The organism is Acinetobacter colistiniresistens, assembly GCF_000413935.1.
GTDB classification, from domain to species: domain Bacteria; phylum Pseudomonadota; class Gammaproteobacteria; order Pseudomonadales; family Moraxellaceae; genus Acinetobacter; species Acinetobacter colistiniresistens.
In genome coordinates this window covers 966622-983137 of sequence record NZ_KE340380.1, presented here as the reverse complement: position 1 = coordinate 983137, position 16516 = coordinate 966622, and the positions used below count along the sequence as shown (strand labels likewise).

The 16516-nt window shown below is 43.0% G+C and carries 14 protein-coding genes and 1 other annotated feature; of the genes, 8 read left to right on the top strand and 6 right to left on the bottom strand.

Annotated features, from left to right (window positions below; all coding sequences use genetic code 11):
• Positions 1-48 precede the first annotated feature (48 nt).
• Both F907_RS05560 and F907_RS05565 read right to left on the bottom strand, forming a co-directional pair.
• Positions 49-1239, bottom strand: a complete 1191-nt coding sequence (locus F907_RS05560) for an acyl-CoA dehydrogenase (RefSeq protein WP_016652706.1) — start codon at positions 1237-1239, stop codon at positions 49-51.
• 305 nt (positions 1240-1544) lie between these two features.
• Positions 1545-4373 (bottom strand): indolepyruvate ferredoxin oxidoreductase family protein, encoded by a 2829-nt coding sequence (locus F907_RS05565; protein WP_265596787.1) that lies wholly within the window; start codon positions 4371-4373, stop codon positions 1545-1547.
• Between F907_RS05565 and F907_RS05570 the strand changes: the two genes are divergently transcribed.
• Both F907_RS05570 and F907_RS05575 read left to right on the top strand, forming a co-directional pair.
• The gene (locus F907_RS05570) at positions 4289-4750 is read left to right on the top strand and encodes a nucleoside deaminase (protein ID WP_016652704.1); all 462 of its coding nucleotides are present in this window, start codon (positions 4289-4291) and stop codon (positions 4748-4750) included. The two genes, F907_RS05565 and F907_RS05570, sit on opposite strands and share 85 nt — an antisense overlap.
• A gap of 18 nt (positions 4751-4768) precedes the next feature.
• Positions 4769-5944 (top strand): cyanate transporter, encoded by a 1176-nt coding sequence (locus F907_RS05575; RefSeq protein WP_016652703.1) that lies wholly within the window; start codon positions 4769-4771, stop codon positions 5942-5944.
• Positions 5945-6053: 109 nt separating this feature from the next.
• Here the strand turns inward: F907_RS05575 and thiM are convergent, their stop codons facing one another.
• Together thiM and F907_RS05585 are read right to left on the bottom strand one after the other, a co-directional pair.
• Positions 6054-6869, bottom strand: coding sequence for a hydroxyethylthiazole kinase (thiM, locus tag F907_RS05580; RefSeq protein ID WP_016652702.1), 816 nt, complete (start codon positions 6867-6869; stop codon positions 6054-6056).
• Between the two features lie 24 nt (positions 6870-6893).
• On the bottom strand, positions 6894-8054 hold the full coding sequence (locus F907_RS05585) for a hypothetical protein (protein WP_005271361.1): 1161 nt from the start codon (positions 8052-8054) through the stop codon (positions 6894-6896).
• Between the two features lie 374 nt (positions 8055-8428).
• On the opposite strand from F907_RS05585, the gene F907_RS05590 reads away from it, so the two are divergent.
• On the top strand, positions 8429-8905 hold the full coding sequence (locus tag F907_RS05590) for a DUF2147 domain-containing protein (RefSeq protein ID WP_005240816.1): 477 nt from the start codon (positions 8429-8431) through the stop codon (positions 8903-8905).
• Positions 8906-8951: 46 nt separating this feature from the next.
• Here F907_RS05590 and F907_RS05595 read toward each other — a convergent pair.
• A protein-coding gene (locus F907_RS05595; RefSeq protein ID WP_087486619.1) for an IS3-like element ISAba19 family transposase occupies positions 8952-10171 on the bottom strand; the annotation gives its coding sequence in 2 pieces (ribosomal slippage) (positions 8952-9895 and positions 9895-10171; 1221 coding nt in all).
• Positions 9780-9896: a sequence feature (AL1L pseudoknot), on the bottom strand. (Overlaps the previous gene by 117 nt.)
• Before the next feature lie 262 nt (positions 10172-10433).
• Here F907_RS05595 and F907_RS05605 point away from each other — a divergent pair.
• Positions 10434-10907 (top strand): DUF2147 domain-containing protein, encoded by a 474-nt coding sequence (locus tag F907_RS05605; protein ID WP_005240817.1) that lies wholly within the window; start codon positions 10434-10436, stop codon positions 10905-10907.
• A gap of 59 nt (positions 10908-10966) precedes the next feature.
• Here the strand turns inward: F907_RS05605 and F907_RS05610 are convergent, their stop codons facing one another.
• Entirely contained in the window at positions 10967-11224 is a 258-nt protein-coding gene (locus tag F907_RS05610) for a hypothetical protein (protein ID WP_005053401.1), read from the bottom strand.
• Between the two features lie 339 nt (positions 11225-11563).
• Here F907_RS05610 and pepN point away from each other — a divergent pair, with 339 nt between their 5' ends.
• The 4 genes from pepN to F907_RS05630 all read left to right on the top strand — a co-directional run bounded on the left by pepN (position 11564) and on the right by F907_RS05630 (position 16506).
• Positions 11564-14170, top strand: coding sequence for an aminopeptidase N (pepN, locus tag F907_RS05615; RefSeq protein ID WP_016652701.1), 2607 nt, complete (start codon positions 11564-11566; stop codon positions 14168-14170).
• 111 nt (positions 14171-14281) lie between these two features.
• Positions 14282-14968, top strand: coding sequence for a dienelactone hydrolase family protein (locus F907_RS05620; protein WP_016652700.1), 687 nt, complete (start codon positions 14282-14284; stop codon positions 14966-14968).
• 63 nt (positions 14969-15031) lie between these two features.
• Positions 15032-15469, top strand: a complete 438-nt coding sequence (locus tag F907_RS05625) for an RDD family protein (protein WP_016652699.1) — start codon at positions 15032-15034, stop codon at positions 15467-15469.
• A 332-nt stretch (positions 15470-15801) separates the two neighbouring features.
• Positions 15802-16506: a hypothetical protein gene (locus tag F907_RS05630; RefSeq protein WP_016652698.1), complete on the top strand. Its 705-nt coding sequence runs from the start codon at positions 15802-15804 to the stop codon at positions 16504-16506.
• Positions 16507-16516 lie beyond the last annotated feature (10 nt).

The window sequence follows — 16516 nt, the reverse complement described above, 5'->3', positions numbered from 1 at the left end:
ATCTAGCGTCGATGCTCGCCGTTTTATTTTTAGTCGTCACTTAGCGCTTTAGAACGCTGCGAGTCCTGTTTGAGCTCTGCCTAAGATCAAGGCATGCACATCATGGGTGCCTTCATAAGTATTCACAACTTCAAGATTGACCAGATGACGGGCGACACCAAATTCATCACTGATTCCGTTTCCGCCTAACATATCTCGCGCCAAACGGGCAATCTCCAAGGCCTTGCCACAGTTATTGCGTTTAATCAGAGAGGTCGCTTCAACTGAGGCAATACCATCATCTTTCATTCGACCAAAACGAAGGGCAAGCTGTAGGCCGAGCGCAATTTCTGTTTGCATATCGGCTAATTTTTTTTGAATCAGTTGGTTGGCAGCCAGTGGCTTGCCAAATTGCTTTCGATCCAGTGTGTATTGGCGTGCAGTATGCCAGCAAAATTCAGCTGCACCCATGGCGCCCCAAGCAATACCATAACGGGCGCTGTTTAAGCAGGTGAAAGGGCCTTTTAAGCCACGAACTTCGGGAAATGCATTTTCTTCAGGGACAAAAACTTGATCCATCACAATTTCACCCGTAATAGACGCTCTTAAGCCGACTTTGCCGTGAATTGCAGGCGCAGAAAGCCCTTGCCAGCCTTTTTCTAAAATAAAGCCACGAATTGGACCGACATTGCCTTCAGGCGAAACCTCTTTGGCCCACACCACAAAAACATCTGCAATCGGACTATTGGTAATCCACATCTTGGTGCCAGTTAAACGGTAGCCACCTGCTATTTTCTTGGCGCGACAGGCCATACTGCCTGGATCTGAACCATGGTCGGGTTCAGTTAGACCAAAACAGCCAATCCATTCACCTGTGGCCAGTTTAGGTAAGTATTTTTGTTTTTGTTGCTCAGTCCCGAATTCATGAATGGGCACCATCACCAATGAGCTTTGCACACTGGCCATTGAGCGATAGCCCGAGTCTACGCGCTCAATTTCACGGGCAATCAGACCATAACTCACATAATTTAAGCCTGCGCCACCATATTGTTCTGGGATGGTGGGTCCGAGCAGGCCTAGTTCACCCATTTCCCTAAAGATGTGCGGATCGGTTGTTTCATGACGGAATTGATCAAGTACCCGTGGCATTAACTTGTCTTGGCAGAAAGCATGGGCTGTATCACGAATCATGCGTTCTTCTTCACTTAGTTGTTGTTCAATTAAAAAGGGATCATTCCACTGAAACTCGAGGCGGCTCATTGTTTATTCCTTGATCATTATTTTCGCAATTTCTTGTCAGTTTTTTTAACTTGAGCATTCAAGTTAAGTAGAGTTACTTTAACTTATTTGAGGGATGCATCAATTAAATTTCTATTCGATGCGTGCTCTATTCTGGGTTTATCGTCTATGGAATTTAGGGTTTGTTAGCTCTGGGATTTTTACAATGCGTCTGGATCAACATGCCATCAAACAGATACGGTACTGATCCAGAGCGATGTTGATTTTTAATCAGCTGACTGAGTAGATATTTTATTGAATATACTCAGTCAGCGATTTATTGGTACTTAAACTTTGTTGGTGAGATCAACTGACAACTCATCCCAGCGTTGGTTTGCGGCTTGCATGGCTTGCATTTTGATATGTCCAAAACCACGGACTTCAGCAGGTAATTCGGCAATCTGTTCTGCAACAACTAAATTATAGCTGTTTGGCGATGAGATCAGAGTTTCAACAAAGGCGATATAACGATCACGCCATGCATGCTCATATTGACGTTCTTGTTGACGTGCAAATGGATCAAAGAAACTTTCGCGCAGCCATTGTAAACGGGCAAGTAACATCATTGGAAAGCGCATCCAGTAGCCAAAGATACGTTTACGGATATTTTGATCAGTACCCAAGGTCGGTGGTGCAAGATGATAGGAAAGACGGACACCACGACCAAATTGCGACTCAATTGATTTTTTAAAGCTTGTGCCAGTGAGCAAACGCGCCACTTCATACTCATCTTTATAGGCCATGACACGATACAGTTGGGTTGCGATGGTGCTTGCCAATGCTTCAGGAAGCAATTTAGCCACTTGTTCTAACAGCATTCTGTAGCGATTCGCATAAGCCTCATTCCAATAGTCTTGCAGACGTATCGTGCGATCGTTGATGAGTTCAGTGAGTGTTTGTGGCGTATTGGTTTTCGGCAGGCTAGCGAGTAAAGCAGTGACTAAGTCTGGATCGCTGGCGAGATGACAACCGATACGGAAGGCTTCAAGATTTTTGTCAATCGCCGTGCCATTCAGTTGGATGGCTTTTTCAATACTTTCACGTAGCAAAGGAACTTGCCCTGACTGCCATGCCATACCGAGCAAGATCTGATTGGCGTAGATGGCATCCCCCAATACTTGGGTTGCAATGCGTGCAGCAGGTAAGGAGACCAGTTTCCCTTGTTGGACACGGCCGCGCAGACGATCGATTAAATCATTAATCGGTGCATACCAGTCACGTTTGTTAATAAAGTCAGAGGTGGGTGAGCCGTCTTCATTGACGATCACCATTGCATCTTGTTTTAAACGGGAGAGTGCGGCATTGCTACCTGCGACAATAGCATCGGCGCCGATCAATAGATTACATTGATGTTCTGGAATTTTAGTCGATGAAATTTGTGCATCATCGGTGGCAATTTGTATATAGGAATATACCGTACCGCCTTTTTGTGCCAGCCCAGCCATGTCCATGACTCGGGTGGCTTTGCCTTCCAGATGAGCTGCCATACCCAGTAAAGCGCCGACAGTGACCACACCTGTACCACCGATACCACCCACCATAATACGACTCGGCGTATCAGTCAGTTGAGGAATGATGGGGCGATCAGGCCAACCCGCAGCAAAGCCTTCAAATTTGGCAGGGCGTTTCATATCACGGGTATGAACGGTCACAAAGCTTGGGCAGAAACCTTCTACACAGGTGAAATCTTTATTACAGCTGCTTTGGTTAATTTGACGCTTGGTACCCAAAGTGGTTTCTACAGGTTCAATCGATAGGCAATTGGATTTTTTAGAACAATCACCGCAGCCTTCACAAATGTCACTATTGATATAAAGACGTTCAGCTGGATCAGGATACATATCGCGTTTACGGCGACGACGCTTTTCACTGGCACAGGTTTGCACATAGATTAAAGCGGTCACACCTGAAATATCACGTAATTCACGTTGCACGGCATCGAGGTCATTTCTGTGGCGGATATCGACATGCGGCGCAAGATGTTCTTCGGCATGGATCAGCTCAGGTTCATCCGTGACAATGACTTGTTTTTTAATGCCTTCAGCATCCAGTTGTCGGGTCAGTTGAGCGACACTGAGGTGTCCATCGACATGCTGACCACCAGTCATGGCGACCGCATCGTTATAGAGAATTTTATAGGTAATATTAATGTTTGCAGCGATGGCTTGCCGGATTGCCAGATAGCCAGAGTGGAAATAGGTGCCATCACCGAGATTGGCAAAAATATGTTTTTCATTGGTGAAATGTGAGGCACCCGCCCAACTGACACCTTCGCCACCCATTTGCGAAAAGGTTTCTGTGCCTCGATCCAGTGACACCGCAATATAGTGACAACCGATGCCGCCCAGTGCACGACTGCCTTCTGGTACGACTGTTGAAGTGTTATGCGGACAACCGCTACAAAAATAGGGTTTACGTTCAGCCAGATCCAGCACACGGCGTGATTCTTGCTCAGCTTTTTGCAATAAATCGATACGACTCTGGATTTGCTGTCTTAAACTTTCGGGCAAATCTAATTTTAAAAACCGTGCTGCCAACATTTTGGCAATCGGTTCAGGTTGGAACTCGTAATGACCAATCAATGGAGCGTCCTCAAATGAGGTACTCCATTCACCTTTACCATGGATTGCTTTGCCGATCACATGTGGACGTTGCTTATCAGGTAGGGAATACAATTCATCCTTGATCTGTGCTTCTAGAATCGGACGTTTTTCTTCGACCACAATTAGTTCTTGTAAACCTTCGGCAAACTCACGCAGACCTTGTGGTTCTAAAGGCCAAATCAGTGCAACCTGATAAACCCGTAATCCCAGTTGTTGCGCGGTTTCATTTTCAATGCCGAGAATGCGCAAGGCTTCAATGGTATCCAGATAGCCTTTACCACTGGCAGCAATACCGATACGGGCATGCTCACACGGCCATGTGATTCGATTCAGTTGATTGGCGCGGGCATAAGCCAATGCCGCAGGTAGCCATATCGAAAAAGCGTTACTGCGTGCAGGCGCAAAAGCAAAATAATTGGAGCATAGACGTGCAACAGAATACCGATTTTCTACGTCAGGCCGTTGAACTGGCTTATCAAAATTGCGAGCAAGGTGGACGGCCGTTTGGTGCAATCTTGGTGAAAGATGGCCAAGTGATTGCGTCAGCTGTCAATGAAATACTGAAAAGTAATGACCCCACCGCACACGCAGAACTCTTGGCAATACGTGCCGCAAGCCAGCAATTGGGGACAGCCAATTTGTACGGTTGTGTTGTCTTTGCCAGTGGGCAGCCTTGTCCAATGTGTATGGCAGCGATGCGTATGGCGGGAATTACTAGCGTGACTTATGCACACTCCAATGAGGATGCTGAAGCCTATGGTTTATCAACGGCAGCGATCTATGCTGACTTAGCCAAACCTTTTGCAGAGCAGTCGATGATAATCCGTTATGTGCCTGTACGCATTGAAACAAAGCCCGATTTGTACCGCTATTGGAAATCCATCACATGATTGATGTGCAGCTAAAACATGAATAGGATAAATCAGCGATCTTTTTTGATCTTAACCGTTGCTTTGGTGGGATTGAACCTCCGACCCTTTATGACCAGTATTGGGCCTGTTGCCAATCAGATTCGAACAACGACTGGATTGAGTTTACAAGGCATTGCACTATTAACCCTGGTGCCAATGTTACTGATGGGGTTAATTGCATTTATTGGTCCTGCGATACAAAGCGCGATCGGTGAACGCCGTGCCATTCTCGGGGCCTTAGGGCTGATTTGCTTAGGATGCGGCTTGCGTTTCATTGTACCCAATGGATGGGCTTTAATTGGAACAGCAGCTATTATTGGTTTTGGCGTGGCTGTGGTTCAAGCCGCTTTTCCCAGTCTAATAAAAAGAGAGTTCCATGCTCATCTCAGTCCGATGATGGGGCTTTATTCTGCGATGCTGATGGGCGGTGGGGCGCTTGGTGCTGTCATTGCGCCTGTAGTCACAAACACGAGTGCTGACTGGAAAATCGGGCTGGCTATTTTTGCCTTGCCGGCATTACTGGCTTTCGCATTTGCAAGTTGCTTTTTGACCAAAGCGGCACAGCAGCAGAAAAAAAAGCCTTCGGTATCGGCACTGTTAAAACAACCGAGGACATGGTTGTTGATCAGTTGTTTTGGTTTGATCAACGGTGGCTATAGCTCGATTGTGGCTTGGCTGGCACCTGCTTTTCAAGCGCAGGGTTGGACTGCAACCGCAAGTGGCAAATTGATGGCTGTGTTAACGCTCAGCCAAGCGGCAGCCGCATTGCTATTGCCTTATTTATCCCGTAACAATCAAGATCGCCGTATTTGGATTGCGATCACCTTGATCTTGCAGTTGATTGGCTTTTCAGGCTTGGCCTTTTTTGCAGATGCTTTGCCTTATCTCTGGGCGATTACCGTGGGAGCGGGCTTAGGCGGATGTTTTGCCTTGCTGATGATTGTGGTGCTCGACCATTTGGCTGATCCAATGCATGCGGGTCAACTTTCAGCCTTGATGCAAGGTGGTGGCTTTCTACTGGCGGCACTTGCGCCGTGGTGGGTTGCGGTATTGCATGGTATGACGGGAACTTATGCCGCAGGATGGATCTGGCATTTAACGATGGTCGTGATTGTTGCAGGGCTGATGATTCGTCTTGATCCTCGGCATTATGAAAACGTTATCCGTTTTTAGATTAGAAAGCTAAATCAGCAGATTGTTCATTCAAGCCCAGAATAAAAAAACACATCAGTTGATGTGTTTTTTTAGCCGTAGCAATGAATTTTTACGGAATCAAACCGTTTTAAAGGATTTTAATATCGACATATTGCTGAATCAGGTTGTCATCCAGCATATGCACATAATCCAAAAAGGCTACATTAAAGCTGCCAACGGTTTGTGCATGCTCATAAGCCAGTTTACCTGCAATGGCAAAATGAACATGTGAGGCAAGTGCAGCAATGGTTGGATGACTGACTGCATGATAGGCTGCGGTTAATGCGCCTAAGGCACACCCTGTTGCCGTAATTTTAGGTTGTAAATGACAGCCACCATTGACTTGAATTACAGCATCGAATTGTTTAGAGATGATGAAGTCTGATTCACCTGAAATTGCAATACATTCAGTGTGCTGCAACAGGCTTTTGGCTTGTGCATAAACCTCATGACTATTTAAAGTGCTATCGACACCTTTAGATTGGATTTGGCTGCCCGCTAAGGTACTGATCTCCGAAGCATTGCCGCGAATAATACTAGGTTGGAATGTTAACAGTTGATCGACCGTTGCACTGCGCCATTTTAACACTGCACCATAACCGACAGGGTCAAGTACCCAAGGCACTTGCTGCTGCTGAGCCGTTTGAGCTGAAATCAACATGGCTTGGGTCTGTTCGGTGGTGGGTGTACCCAGGTTGATACTTAAGGCGGCACTGATTTTGGTGAAATCTTCGGCTTCAAATGGATTATCAATCATGGCAGGAGATGCACCTGCTGCCAGTAAGATATTTGCCACATAATTGTTGGCAACGCTATTGGTCATGCATTGCACTAAAGGCGTTTGTTGTTGTAAGGCACGCCAAGCTTCGATGACTTGATCAATCAGTTGTTGTTTGTGTGACATGACATATCCTGAATAAGGTCTTTATTAGCGAGTGAAATAATGATCTTGATGCTTACATTGACGACAAATTAATGACACATAATCTTCGGCATCATAATCCACAATTAAGTCATTTGAACCACAATACATGCACCGTTTGACCGAGTAGAAACTTAGGCGAGGTTCGATTTTTCGCCAAGATTTCCAGACCGGCTGAATAAAAATGCTCTCGTCGTAACCCAAAAATTTAAACAGCAGCACTTCACTCATTTTACTAAATGGAATGGTATAGGGTCTTGGTAAGGTCGTGGTTTCCCAACGTTCAGTTAAGGCACGCTCACGATATTGTTCCAAGGTCTTTTTTAATAAATTGGTATTAATGAATTTATCATTTCTTGGCTGCAAAGCATTCTGTTTATGCAGATATTCTAATGCGGTTTGAATCAAATAAAAAATTTGGCCGACAGCGAGACCTTCCATTAAACGGTAACAAAAAGCTTGGAAAGGACGGCTACCTGCAATCTGGATGCCCCAAGTTCGACAATAGAACTGCATGAATTGTACAATTTCTTGGTAAAGCACGAGGTAGAGAGCATCCTTGACCTCATCGGTGTTTTTAAAGGGAATTCCTAGACTCAGATTTTCATAAAACCAGTGCCGCAATTGTTGAGTGACACTAAACAAGCTAGGGTCAGAATAGCCATCCAGTCGAACATTCAAATAAAAATGTTCAGTTTCCAAGTTACTATCTTGTGACTTAAATACTCCGAGTTTCAGTAATTCTTGAACTAAATGATTCTGGAACAAATAGTTGGGTGTAAATTCTCGATATTTAATATTCTGCCAATGAATCAGCTCATCATGCTGTATGTCTTCGCGTGCATAGTTATCTAGCAGGCTGAGCAAAAATAATTTATGTAAAAAACTCAGTTGATTCAGACTATAAATGACTTCGTCTTTAACTTTGTTCTTTCGCTGTTCTTGTAAAATGGTCTGCTGGGTTTGTTTTTTCCGTTGAGCGGTGCATTGAGCACAATGGCAATTCAGTTTGCTGTCACTTTTAAAGACACGATGTTGACAGTGGCTGCATTCGTGGAATTGAAATTCTTGGTTGTACTGTTCTGCTTCAATCCAGAACATTGACGCGTGGCACAGCGGGCAATGGCTACTTTCATCTAACTGTTTTTGTAGAGTCTGTAAATCCATTGATTTTAAACCTGCGACCATTAAAAAAGAGAATTATACATGCTGTATCCGTAGAGTGATGCAAAGTTTATAGATAGATAAAAATTATAGACGAGATTGTGGACACTCAAATAGGTGGAGTCTTCATCACATCAAGGCGACCTAATTGTTGCTGAGATGTAGAGCACTATTTGAGTTTCTACTTTAAGTCAAATCTTAAAGTGGATTTGTGTGCGTAGTGCCAAGCCATAACCATTAATTGAAAATTCTGAGAATTACTTAAAACTTTGTTCAATTTTAAATAGTTAAATGATCTTTTGCTATGTTGATTGTTTCTGAACATTCGTATAAAAATGAAGCCATAGACGGATCGGTTTTGCATTACGGAGTTCATTATGCAAAAAAACACCCTCATGAAAGGAATCATGGGCATCTCTTTCACTGTATTCACGACACTTAGTTTTGCTTCAACCCCAGAAGGGTTTTGGAAAAGTATTGATGATCGTACAGGGGAGCAGCTTTCAATCGTGGAAATTAAAAAGAAACCCGATAATACTTATACAGGAACGATTGTCTATCGTTATCCCGTTCCTGGCGGTGCTACAGTATTGACCCACTGTGTTAAATGTCCTGAACCATTTAAAAATAAGCCCATTTTGGGACTGCAAATTGCATGGGGGCTAAAAGAAGATCCGAAAAATCCGAATCAATATATTGATGGTCGAGTTCTTGAGCCTAAAACAGGTAATATTTATAAAGGTAAGGCGCAATTGAGTGCTGATGGAAAGCGTCTGCGTATGCGAGGATATATGGGGATTTCTGCACTTGGGCGCACTCAAGTTTGGATTCGAACCGACAGCGCGAATCCTTAACGGATTCTGAACCGTACCGGGTTTGTCGGAGACTTTTTTATTTAAGTTAAGCCACCTGACCTAACGGGTTAATCTTATCATAGTACATTGCTTCAAACTCAAAAGGCGATACATAACCCAGTGCACTGTGTACACGCTTTTTATTGAACCAATCTACCCAGTTTAGTGTCGCAAGTTGTACATCTGCTAAACCTTGCCAATCTGCTTTTAAATATTCAATCACCTCTGTTTTGTATAAGCCATTCACCGTTTCAGCCAGAGCATTATCGTATGAATCACCCGTTGTACCGACTGATGCTCGTAAATTTGCTGCTTCTAAACGATTGGTATAGCGAATGGAAAGATATTGCACACCTCTGTCGGAATGATGAATCACATTCTTTGGCATGCCTCGATCATGCAATGCTTGCTCTAATGCATCAAGCACCATATCTGTATTCATCCGTGTAGATACTTTCCATCCAACAATTGCTCGTGAGAACACATCAATAACAAATGCGGTATATACCCAGCCTGAATGAGTTTGAATATACGTAAAGTCACCCACCCATAGTTGGTTTGGATGATCAGCATTAAAATTACGTTTCACTAAATCATCTGCCCGTTTTTGGTCATCTCGGTTACGGGTGGTTTGTTTATTCTTACCACGCCAAACACCTTGTATACCTAGCTTTTGCATCAATCGAGCAACTGTACAACGTGCAATAACATAACCCTCACGTTTCAATTTTTGCCAAACTTTACGTACACCATATCGACCTGAACTTTCTTTCCAAATTCGTTTAATTTGTTCAGCATGATACTCATCATGTAGATCTCGTTTCGCTCGATGTTCTGGATTGTCAGTGAGATCTAAAGTTCGGTAATAGGTTGAAGGTGCAATCGGTAAAATTCTACAAATCGCTTCAACACCATATCGATCTTTATTGTTATGGATAAAATCCACCATTATTTGTGTGGGCGGTCGAGCTCCGCCTGGGCGAAAAAAGCGGCTGCTTTACGTAGAATTTCATTGGCACGTTTTAATTCTTTAATTTCACGTTCCATTTGCTTCATTTTTTCTTGGTCAGATATCTGTTGTACTTTGGCAGGATTTAGTTGATCCAGATGCTTTAAATACCAAACACGCAATGTTTCAGGAGTACAACCGATTTTAGGAGCAATAGCTGTGATTGCTGCCCAAGTAGAAGGATAATCTTTTTCAGATTCAATTAGTAATTGAACCGCTCTTTCTCTAATTTCGGGGGTATAGTTTGGTTTTGTCATCGGGATAGTCTCTCAGAATATTGACTCTCCGACAAACCCGGTACGGTTCATTCTGTCGTTCTTTAGAAAGCCTAAACGACCTGTTTGGGCTTTTTTATTTGTACTAAACAATAACGATTATTGTTTAAAGTTCAGCAAATAGATAACTCATTTCTTATACAAATGAACGCTAGCGTACAGTGTAACTTATTAAAAAGTGTGATAATTTCCGTGCATTAAACCTATAAAGATGAATAGGTTTCTTTTTTTAGACGGGGTTAATATGCTAAATCGTATGCTCATGAACGGAATCATGGGACTCACTGTTGCTTGTGCAAGCGCAACGACTTTTGCAGCTTCAATTGAGGGCTACTGGAAAAGTATCGAAGAACGGACAGGTGAACAACTCTCAATCGTAGAAATCCGTAAAGGAAATGACGGCCGTTATCATGGGAAGATTGTTTATCGTTATCCAAACTCACATGGCATTGCACTGACCAATTGCACTAAATGCGCAGCACCGAATACCAATAAACCGATTCTAGGCCTAGAAATTCTATCGGGCTTTAGGGAAGATCCAGATAAACCTGATTCTTATATTGATGGTCGAGTATTGGAGCCGACATCTGGCCGTATCTATAAAGGCAAAGGCGTGGTAACAGGCGAAGGTAAACGTTTACGTATGCGTGGTTATATGGGCGTTTCAGCATTGGGTCGTACAGTCGTCTGGTTGCGTACTGATAACGCAACACCATAATCAAATAGTTATAAAAAAACCTCGAAATCGCTTCGAGGTTTTTTGGTTAAAGTGAATGATTAAACTGGGCATGGTAAGTTTTCGTCCTCCTGACCGATTTTTTTTGCAGCAATGAGTGCTTGTACTTTTTTACTCGGTAATTTTTCTTTACCAAGCGCGTCATAGGTGTTCACGATATTGGTCACTTCTAATGCGGTCAATTCAATTCCTTCTGCAGTTAAAAAAACGGAAATAACATGATGATCCACGCCTGCTTTCGCTAGATCGTGAATCGCCTTGATATTTTCTAAACGATATAAGTGTGCTTTTAATTCCATCGTCATACCCTCACATGTTTTATTGTATTACCTACATTGGCATATAAACTTAAGCAATAACCGTGCACAAAATGTAAAACGCCAGAAAAAAATGTAAGTTGAGCGATAAAACCCATTCGATTCTGTAGCATTTATTTAAGAATGGAAAACCATGTTGTAATTTTGTCTAAACGGCACGCGATTTGCTCAATAAATTTGAAAAGATGAAAAGTAAACCCAATAAAATTCTTAAAACTGGTACGTGGCTCTAAAGACAGCTTTTGTAAGTTGGCGTATGATCGACTCATCAAGAGTCTTGCCAACAAGACCATCCGACATGATGAAAGATAAGGAATACTGATGAATATTGCGGCGCAGCCCCCTGTACAGGCAGATCAAACCATTTATTTAAAAGACTATCAAAAGCCTTCATTCTTGGTTGAATCCATCAATCTGGATATTCAGGTTTATGATGATCATACCGTTGTTGATTCTACACTGGTGATGAAACGTCAGACCGCAGGTGCATTGGTTCTGTTAGGTCGTGATCTGGAACTCAAATCAATTCAACTTAATGGTCAGACGCTGAGTGCCGAGCAATATGATCTGGACAGTGAACAATTGGTGATCACTGATGCACCAGATCAGGTCATTCTACAAACGCAAGTGATCATTCATCCTGAGTCGAACACTCAGCTTGAAGGTCTATACAAGGCAGGGGATTTATTTGTCACTCAAAATGAACCTGAAGGTTTCCGTAAAATTACCTTCTATCCAGATCGCCCAGATGTGCTTGCTGAATTTACCACACGGGTAGAAGCAGACAAGAAATATCCTGTGTTGCTTGCAAACGGGAACTTATTGGAAACGGGTGAGGCTGGAGAAGGCCGTCATTTTGCGATCTGGCAAGATCCAACCAAAAAACCGAGTTATTTATTTGCCTGTGTGATTGGTGATTTAGCAGTATTGAAAGATCGTTATACAACCTCCGAAGGCCGTGATGTTGCTTTGGAGATTTATGCGATTGAAAAAGATATTCCAAAATGTCACATCGCGATGGAAGCCTTAAAGCATTCAATGCGCTGGGATGAAGAACATTATGGGCGTCCTTACGATCTCGATAACTATATGATCGTGGCAGTGAGTCAGTTCAATATGGGGGCAATGGAGAATAAAGGTTTAAATATCTTTAATACTTCTTGTGTACTTGCCGATGAAGAATACACCACCGATGCTGCGATTATGCGAGTCCAGTCGGTGATTGCACATGAATACTTTCACAATTGGACAGGCAACCGGATTACCTGTCGTGACTGGTTCCAATTGTGCTTAAAAGAAGGTTTAACGGTTTTCCGTGATCAGTCTTTCTCTGAAGACTTACAATCAGCCGCTGTTCAACGCATTGACGATGTGGCTGTGTTAAAGTCGCATCAATTCCCAGAAGATGCAGGCCCATTGTCGCATCCACCACGCCCAGATCATTTTGTTGAAATCAACAACTTTTATACTGCTACGGTGTATGAGAAGGGTGCTGAAATCAACCGCATGATGGCCACTTTATTGGGCAAAGAAAAATACCGTCAAGGGACTGATGAATATTTCCTACGCCATGATGGGCAAGCGGTTACGGTTGAAGACTGGGTGGCTGCATTAAGTGCAGGTTCGGGTGTTGATCTCTCTAATTTCCTGACTTGGTATAACCAGCCAGGGACGCCAAAGTTAGAAGCCAAAGGTGAATATAATGCTGCAGCACAGACTTATCGTCTAAGCTTCAAACAAAGCTTGAAAGCGCATCCAAAATATCCAAACCTTAAAGCAGTACCAATTCCAGTGGCTTTGGCATTATTTAATGCCAATACGGGTGAGCAATATACTTTGCACGGCACAGACTTGTTTGTGAATGAGGTCAAAGATGGGGTGTATTTATTCGATCAAGACGAGGCAACAATAGAATTTACAGGAGTGACTGAGCAACCTGTCGTTTCGTTATTGCGTAATTTCTCGGCACCTGTGAATTTGGTATTTGACTATTCCGATGACGATCTTGCCTTTCTGATTCAGCATGAAACCAATGGTTTTAACCAATGGCAAGCTACACAAACCTTATTGGAACGGATTTTATTAGACGATCATAAGGCAGATATTTATATTCAGGCGATTAAAAATACCTTGCCAGAATTAGTGAATCAAGATCCGTTATTGGCATCGCGTTTATTAGATGTACCAAGTGAAAATTACTTGGGCAGCCGTATTGATCAGGATTATGAACCCGAACTGATTCGTGAAAAACGTGAAGCGGTACTGGATCGTTTAGCGCGTGAGTTGGGCTCATTCTGGAAAGACACCTATTTAGCCCTCGATCCAGCGCAACAGAAAGAGTTTTCTTTGGCAATGGGCGTGCGAGCATTGAAAAATATCATGCTCAACATGCTGGCACGTCAAGGTGATGAATCGGTCTTTGAGTTGGCTTATGCGCAATATCAACAAACAGGTAATATGTCTGAGCGTTTAGGTGCCTTACGTGTTTTGGTGTGGAACGATGCACCACAAGCGCAAGCAGCGCTCGCTGATTTCTATAACCGTTTTAAAGATGAAGCCTTATCTTTAGACCAATGGTTTAGTATCCAGGCATCGAACCCGTGTGCAACAGCAGAAACCATTGAGTATCTGACCAAACATGCTGATTATGATTTGGGAACACCGAATCGTATCCGTGCAGTGAGTGGTGGTTTGGCTGCCAACCCAGTCAATACTTGGAGCTTTGGTGTCGATCATTTCATCGAGCTTGCCGCTTATCTGGATGAGAAAAATCCAATTTTGGGTTCTCGATTATTGCAAGTGTTGTCACGTTGGTACACCTTGGCTGAACCACAACGTAGCCAAGTGCAACAGGCACTTAAAGGCCTACAGCCTAAAGTAAAATCGAAAAATGTGGCAGAGACTTTGAACAGTTTATTAAGTATTTAACCAGCTGATTGAATGAATGCCAAAAGGGTGTCGTCAGACATCCTTTTTTATTTGACAATTGGTATTGTCAGAAATAGTATAAAAATCATTCGAACGCAACGGATGACTGCAATGGAAATAAAAACAATCACATTACCGACACGTCAAATTGAAGTTGAAGTGTATGCACCTGCTCAAACCTCAGAAAAAGCACCTGCCATATTATTGCTGCATGAATTATTCGGTATTTTGGATGTCTATCGTGAAGATGCTCAAGACTTGGCTGATCGGGGCTATTTGGTCTATGTGCCTAATTTATTTAGTGGTGGTGCAGTCAAATATTGTATTCGTGCCATGGTGAGTAAGGCAGGCCGTAGCAATGCTGCGGATAGTGGGGTGAATCAGGAAATTCATGTATTACTGGATGCATTAAAAGCAGATCCACGATCAAATGGGCGTTTGGGGATGTTGGGGCAGTGTCTCACAGGGGGCTATGTGATTCAGATGGCCAAACGAGACGATATGTTGGCGCCTGTGGTGTATCACCACTCATTAGGAATCGAAGGGGCAGGCGTACCGAAAAAAGAATCTTTAGATGACGTCCGTATATTACAAGGACACTGGTCAAACGTTGATCCATTTTGTCCTGCGGCCAAGCGCAATCAACTCATTCAACAATTGGGTGATCGTGTGGAAGCCTATACCTATAATATGCCGCATGGTTTTCGTAGCGTGAGTCGCGGTATGCCGGAAGCACAAGTGGTTTGGCAACGAACCATTGATTTTTTTGAGCGAGAATTACAACAAAAGATAATATAAATAAATACTGCAACAGGTTATTATTTATTAATATTTTATAGAAATAATGCAGAGAGGGGAAACATGTCTCAACAATATGAGTATGCGGGTTTCTGGATACGTGTTGGCGCAGCAATTATTGATTCGATCATTATCATTGTCGCGTTAATTCCTTTAACCATGATCTTTGGTGGTGGTGATACTACTGTTGCCTCAGATGGTTTCTCATCATTCCAGTTTATGTCGACATGGGATTGGGTATGGCAAATCATCACAGCAGCTTTTTACATCTTTTGCTGGATTAAATTCGCAGGGACACCAGGAAAACGTTTATTGCGTTTAAAAGTCTTGGATGAAAAAACAGGTAAACATATTGCTGTAGGTCAAGGGGTCATCCGTTATATTGGCTATTTCCCAGCAACTTTGGTGTTTTTTATTGGTTTGATTTGGGTGGCATTTGATCCTAAGAAACAGGGTTGGCATGACAAAATGGCCAAAACAGTGGTGGTGAGAGAGCTTTAAGCGATAAAACGTTGTAGCACCGAATGTCGTGTTGCAATAAAAAATTCATAAAAAGGGGCTTGTTAATCTAATAACTTCCCCTATAATGCCGATGAGTTTATTCAACGGAGATCCTAAATGGGAAGTTGTTCGAGGTTCGGGTTTAATTATCTTTTAAACCAAAGCGAATACTGAGCAAGTTAGCCTTTTAGGTCGGCTATCTTGCAATGAGATAGCTTTGATAAAATTTATATATTTATTCCCTCACTTATAAAATTTTTACATATCAGCAAAAATTTATTGTATTGACTACAGCCCGTTTAGTTTCCCACCTAAAAAATGGGGAGAAGCCTATGTTTTTACACGCTTCCATTCAATGGTATTATGCGCTCAGCGTATTTTTACTCTGTGGGGTATTGCTGCTCGCTCAAAAGAGCAAGGCAGATCCACTGTTAAATACCGATGATGCTTCAATTACCGCAGCACATCATTGTCAATTAGAATCGTCATATCTATTTCTAAAGGGTGGGGTCAGTTCCTATCAGATCACGCCAGCCTGTAATCTAGGGCAAAATTTTGAAGTCTCGCTTGGCTATCACGCGACCCAAGATGTGGATAATGTGCATGGTTTTTCTGTTCAAGCGAAAACCGTGTTAAAGCCGATGGACAACCGCTGGGGCGTTGCCACCAGCCTGATGTTGTCACGTGATGAACAATCCCAGCAGCGCTCTGATCTAGATTGGTTTTTCAATGTACCAATGAGTTTTAATCTGATTGATCAACGCTTGGGACTCAATACCAATATTGGTTATCAGGATGGTCCGGATCATGCCAGTTTAATCCGTTGGGGGATTGCGACCAATTATTCTTTATCTGACCGTTTCGGCGTGAGCGCAGAAACCTATAATCAAGACCGTCAAGCCCCCTTTATTCAAGCTGCTGTGAATTACAGCCTCATTCCAAATACCCTTGTATTAGAAGCCGCAATCGGCGAGCGTCTACATGCCTTTCGACAGAGATGGTTTGGGCTTGGGTTAAGTTTTACCCCTTCATTCTAAGAATGCTCAA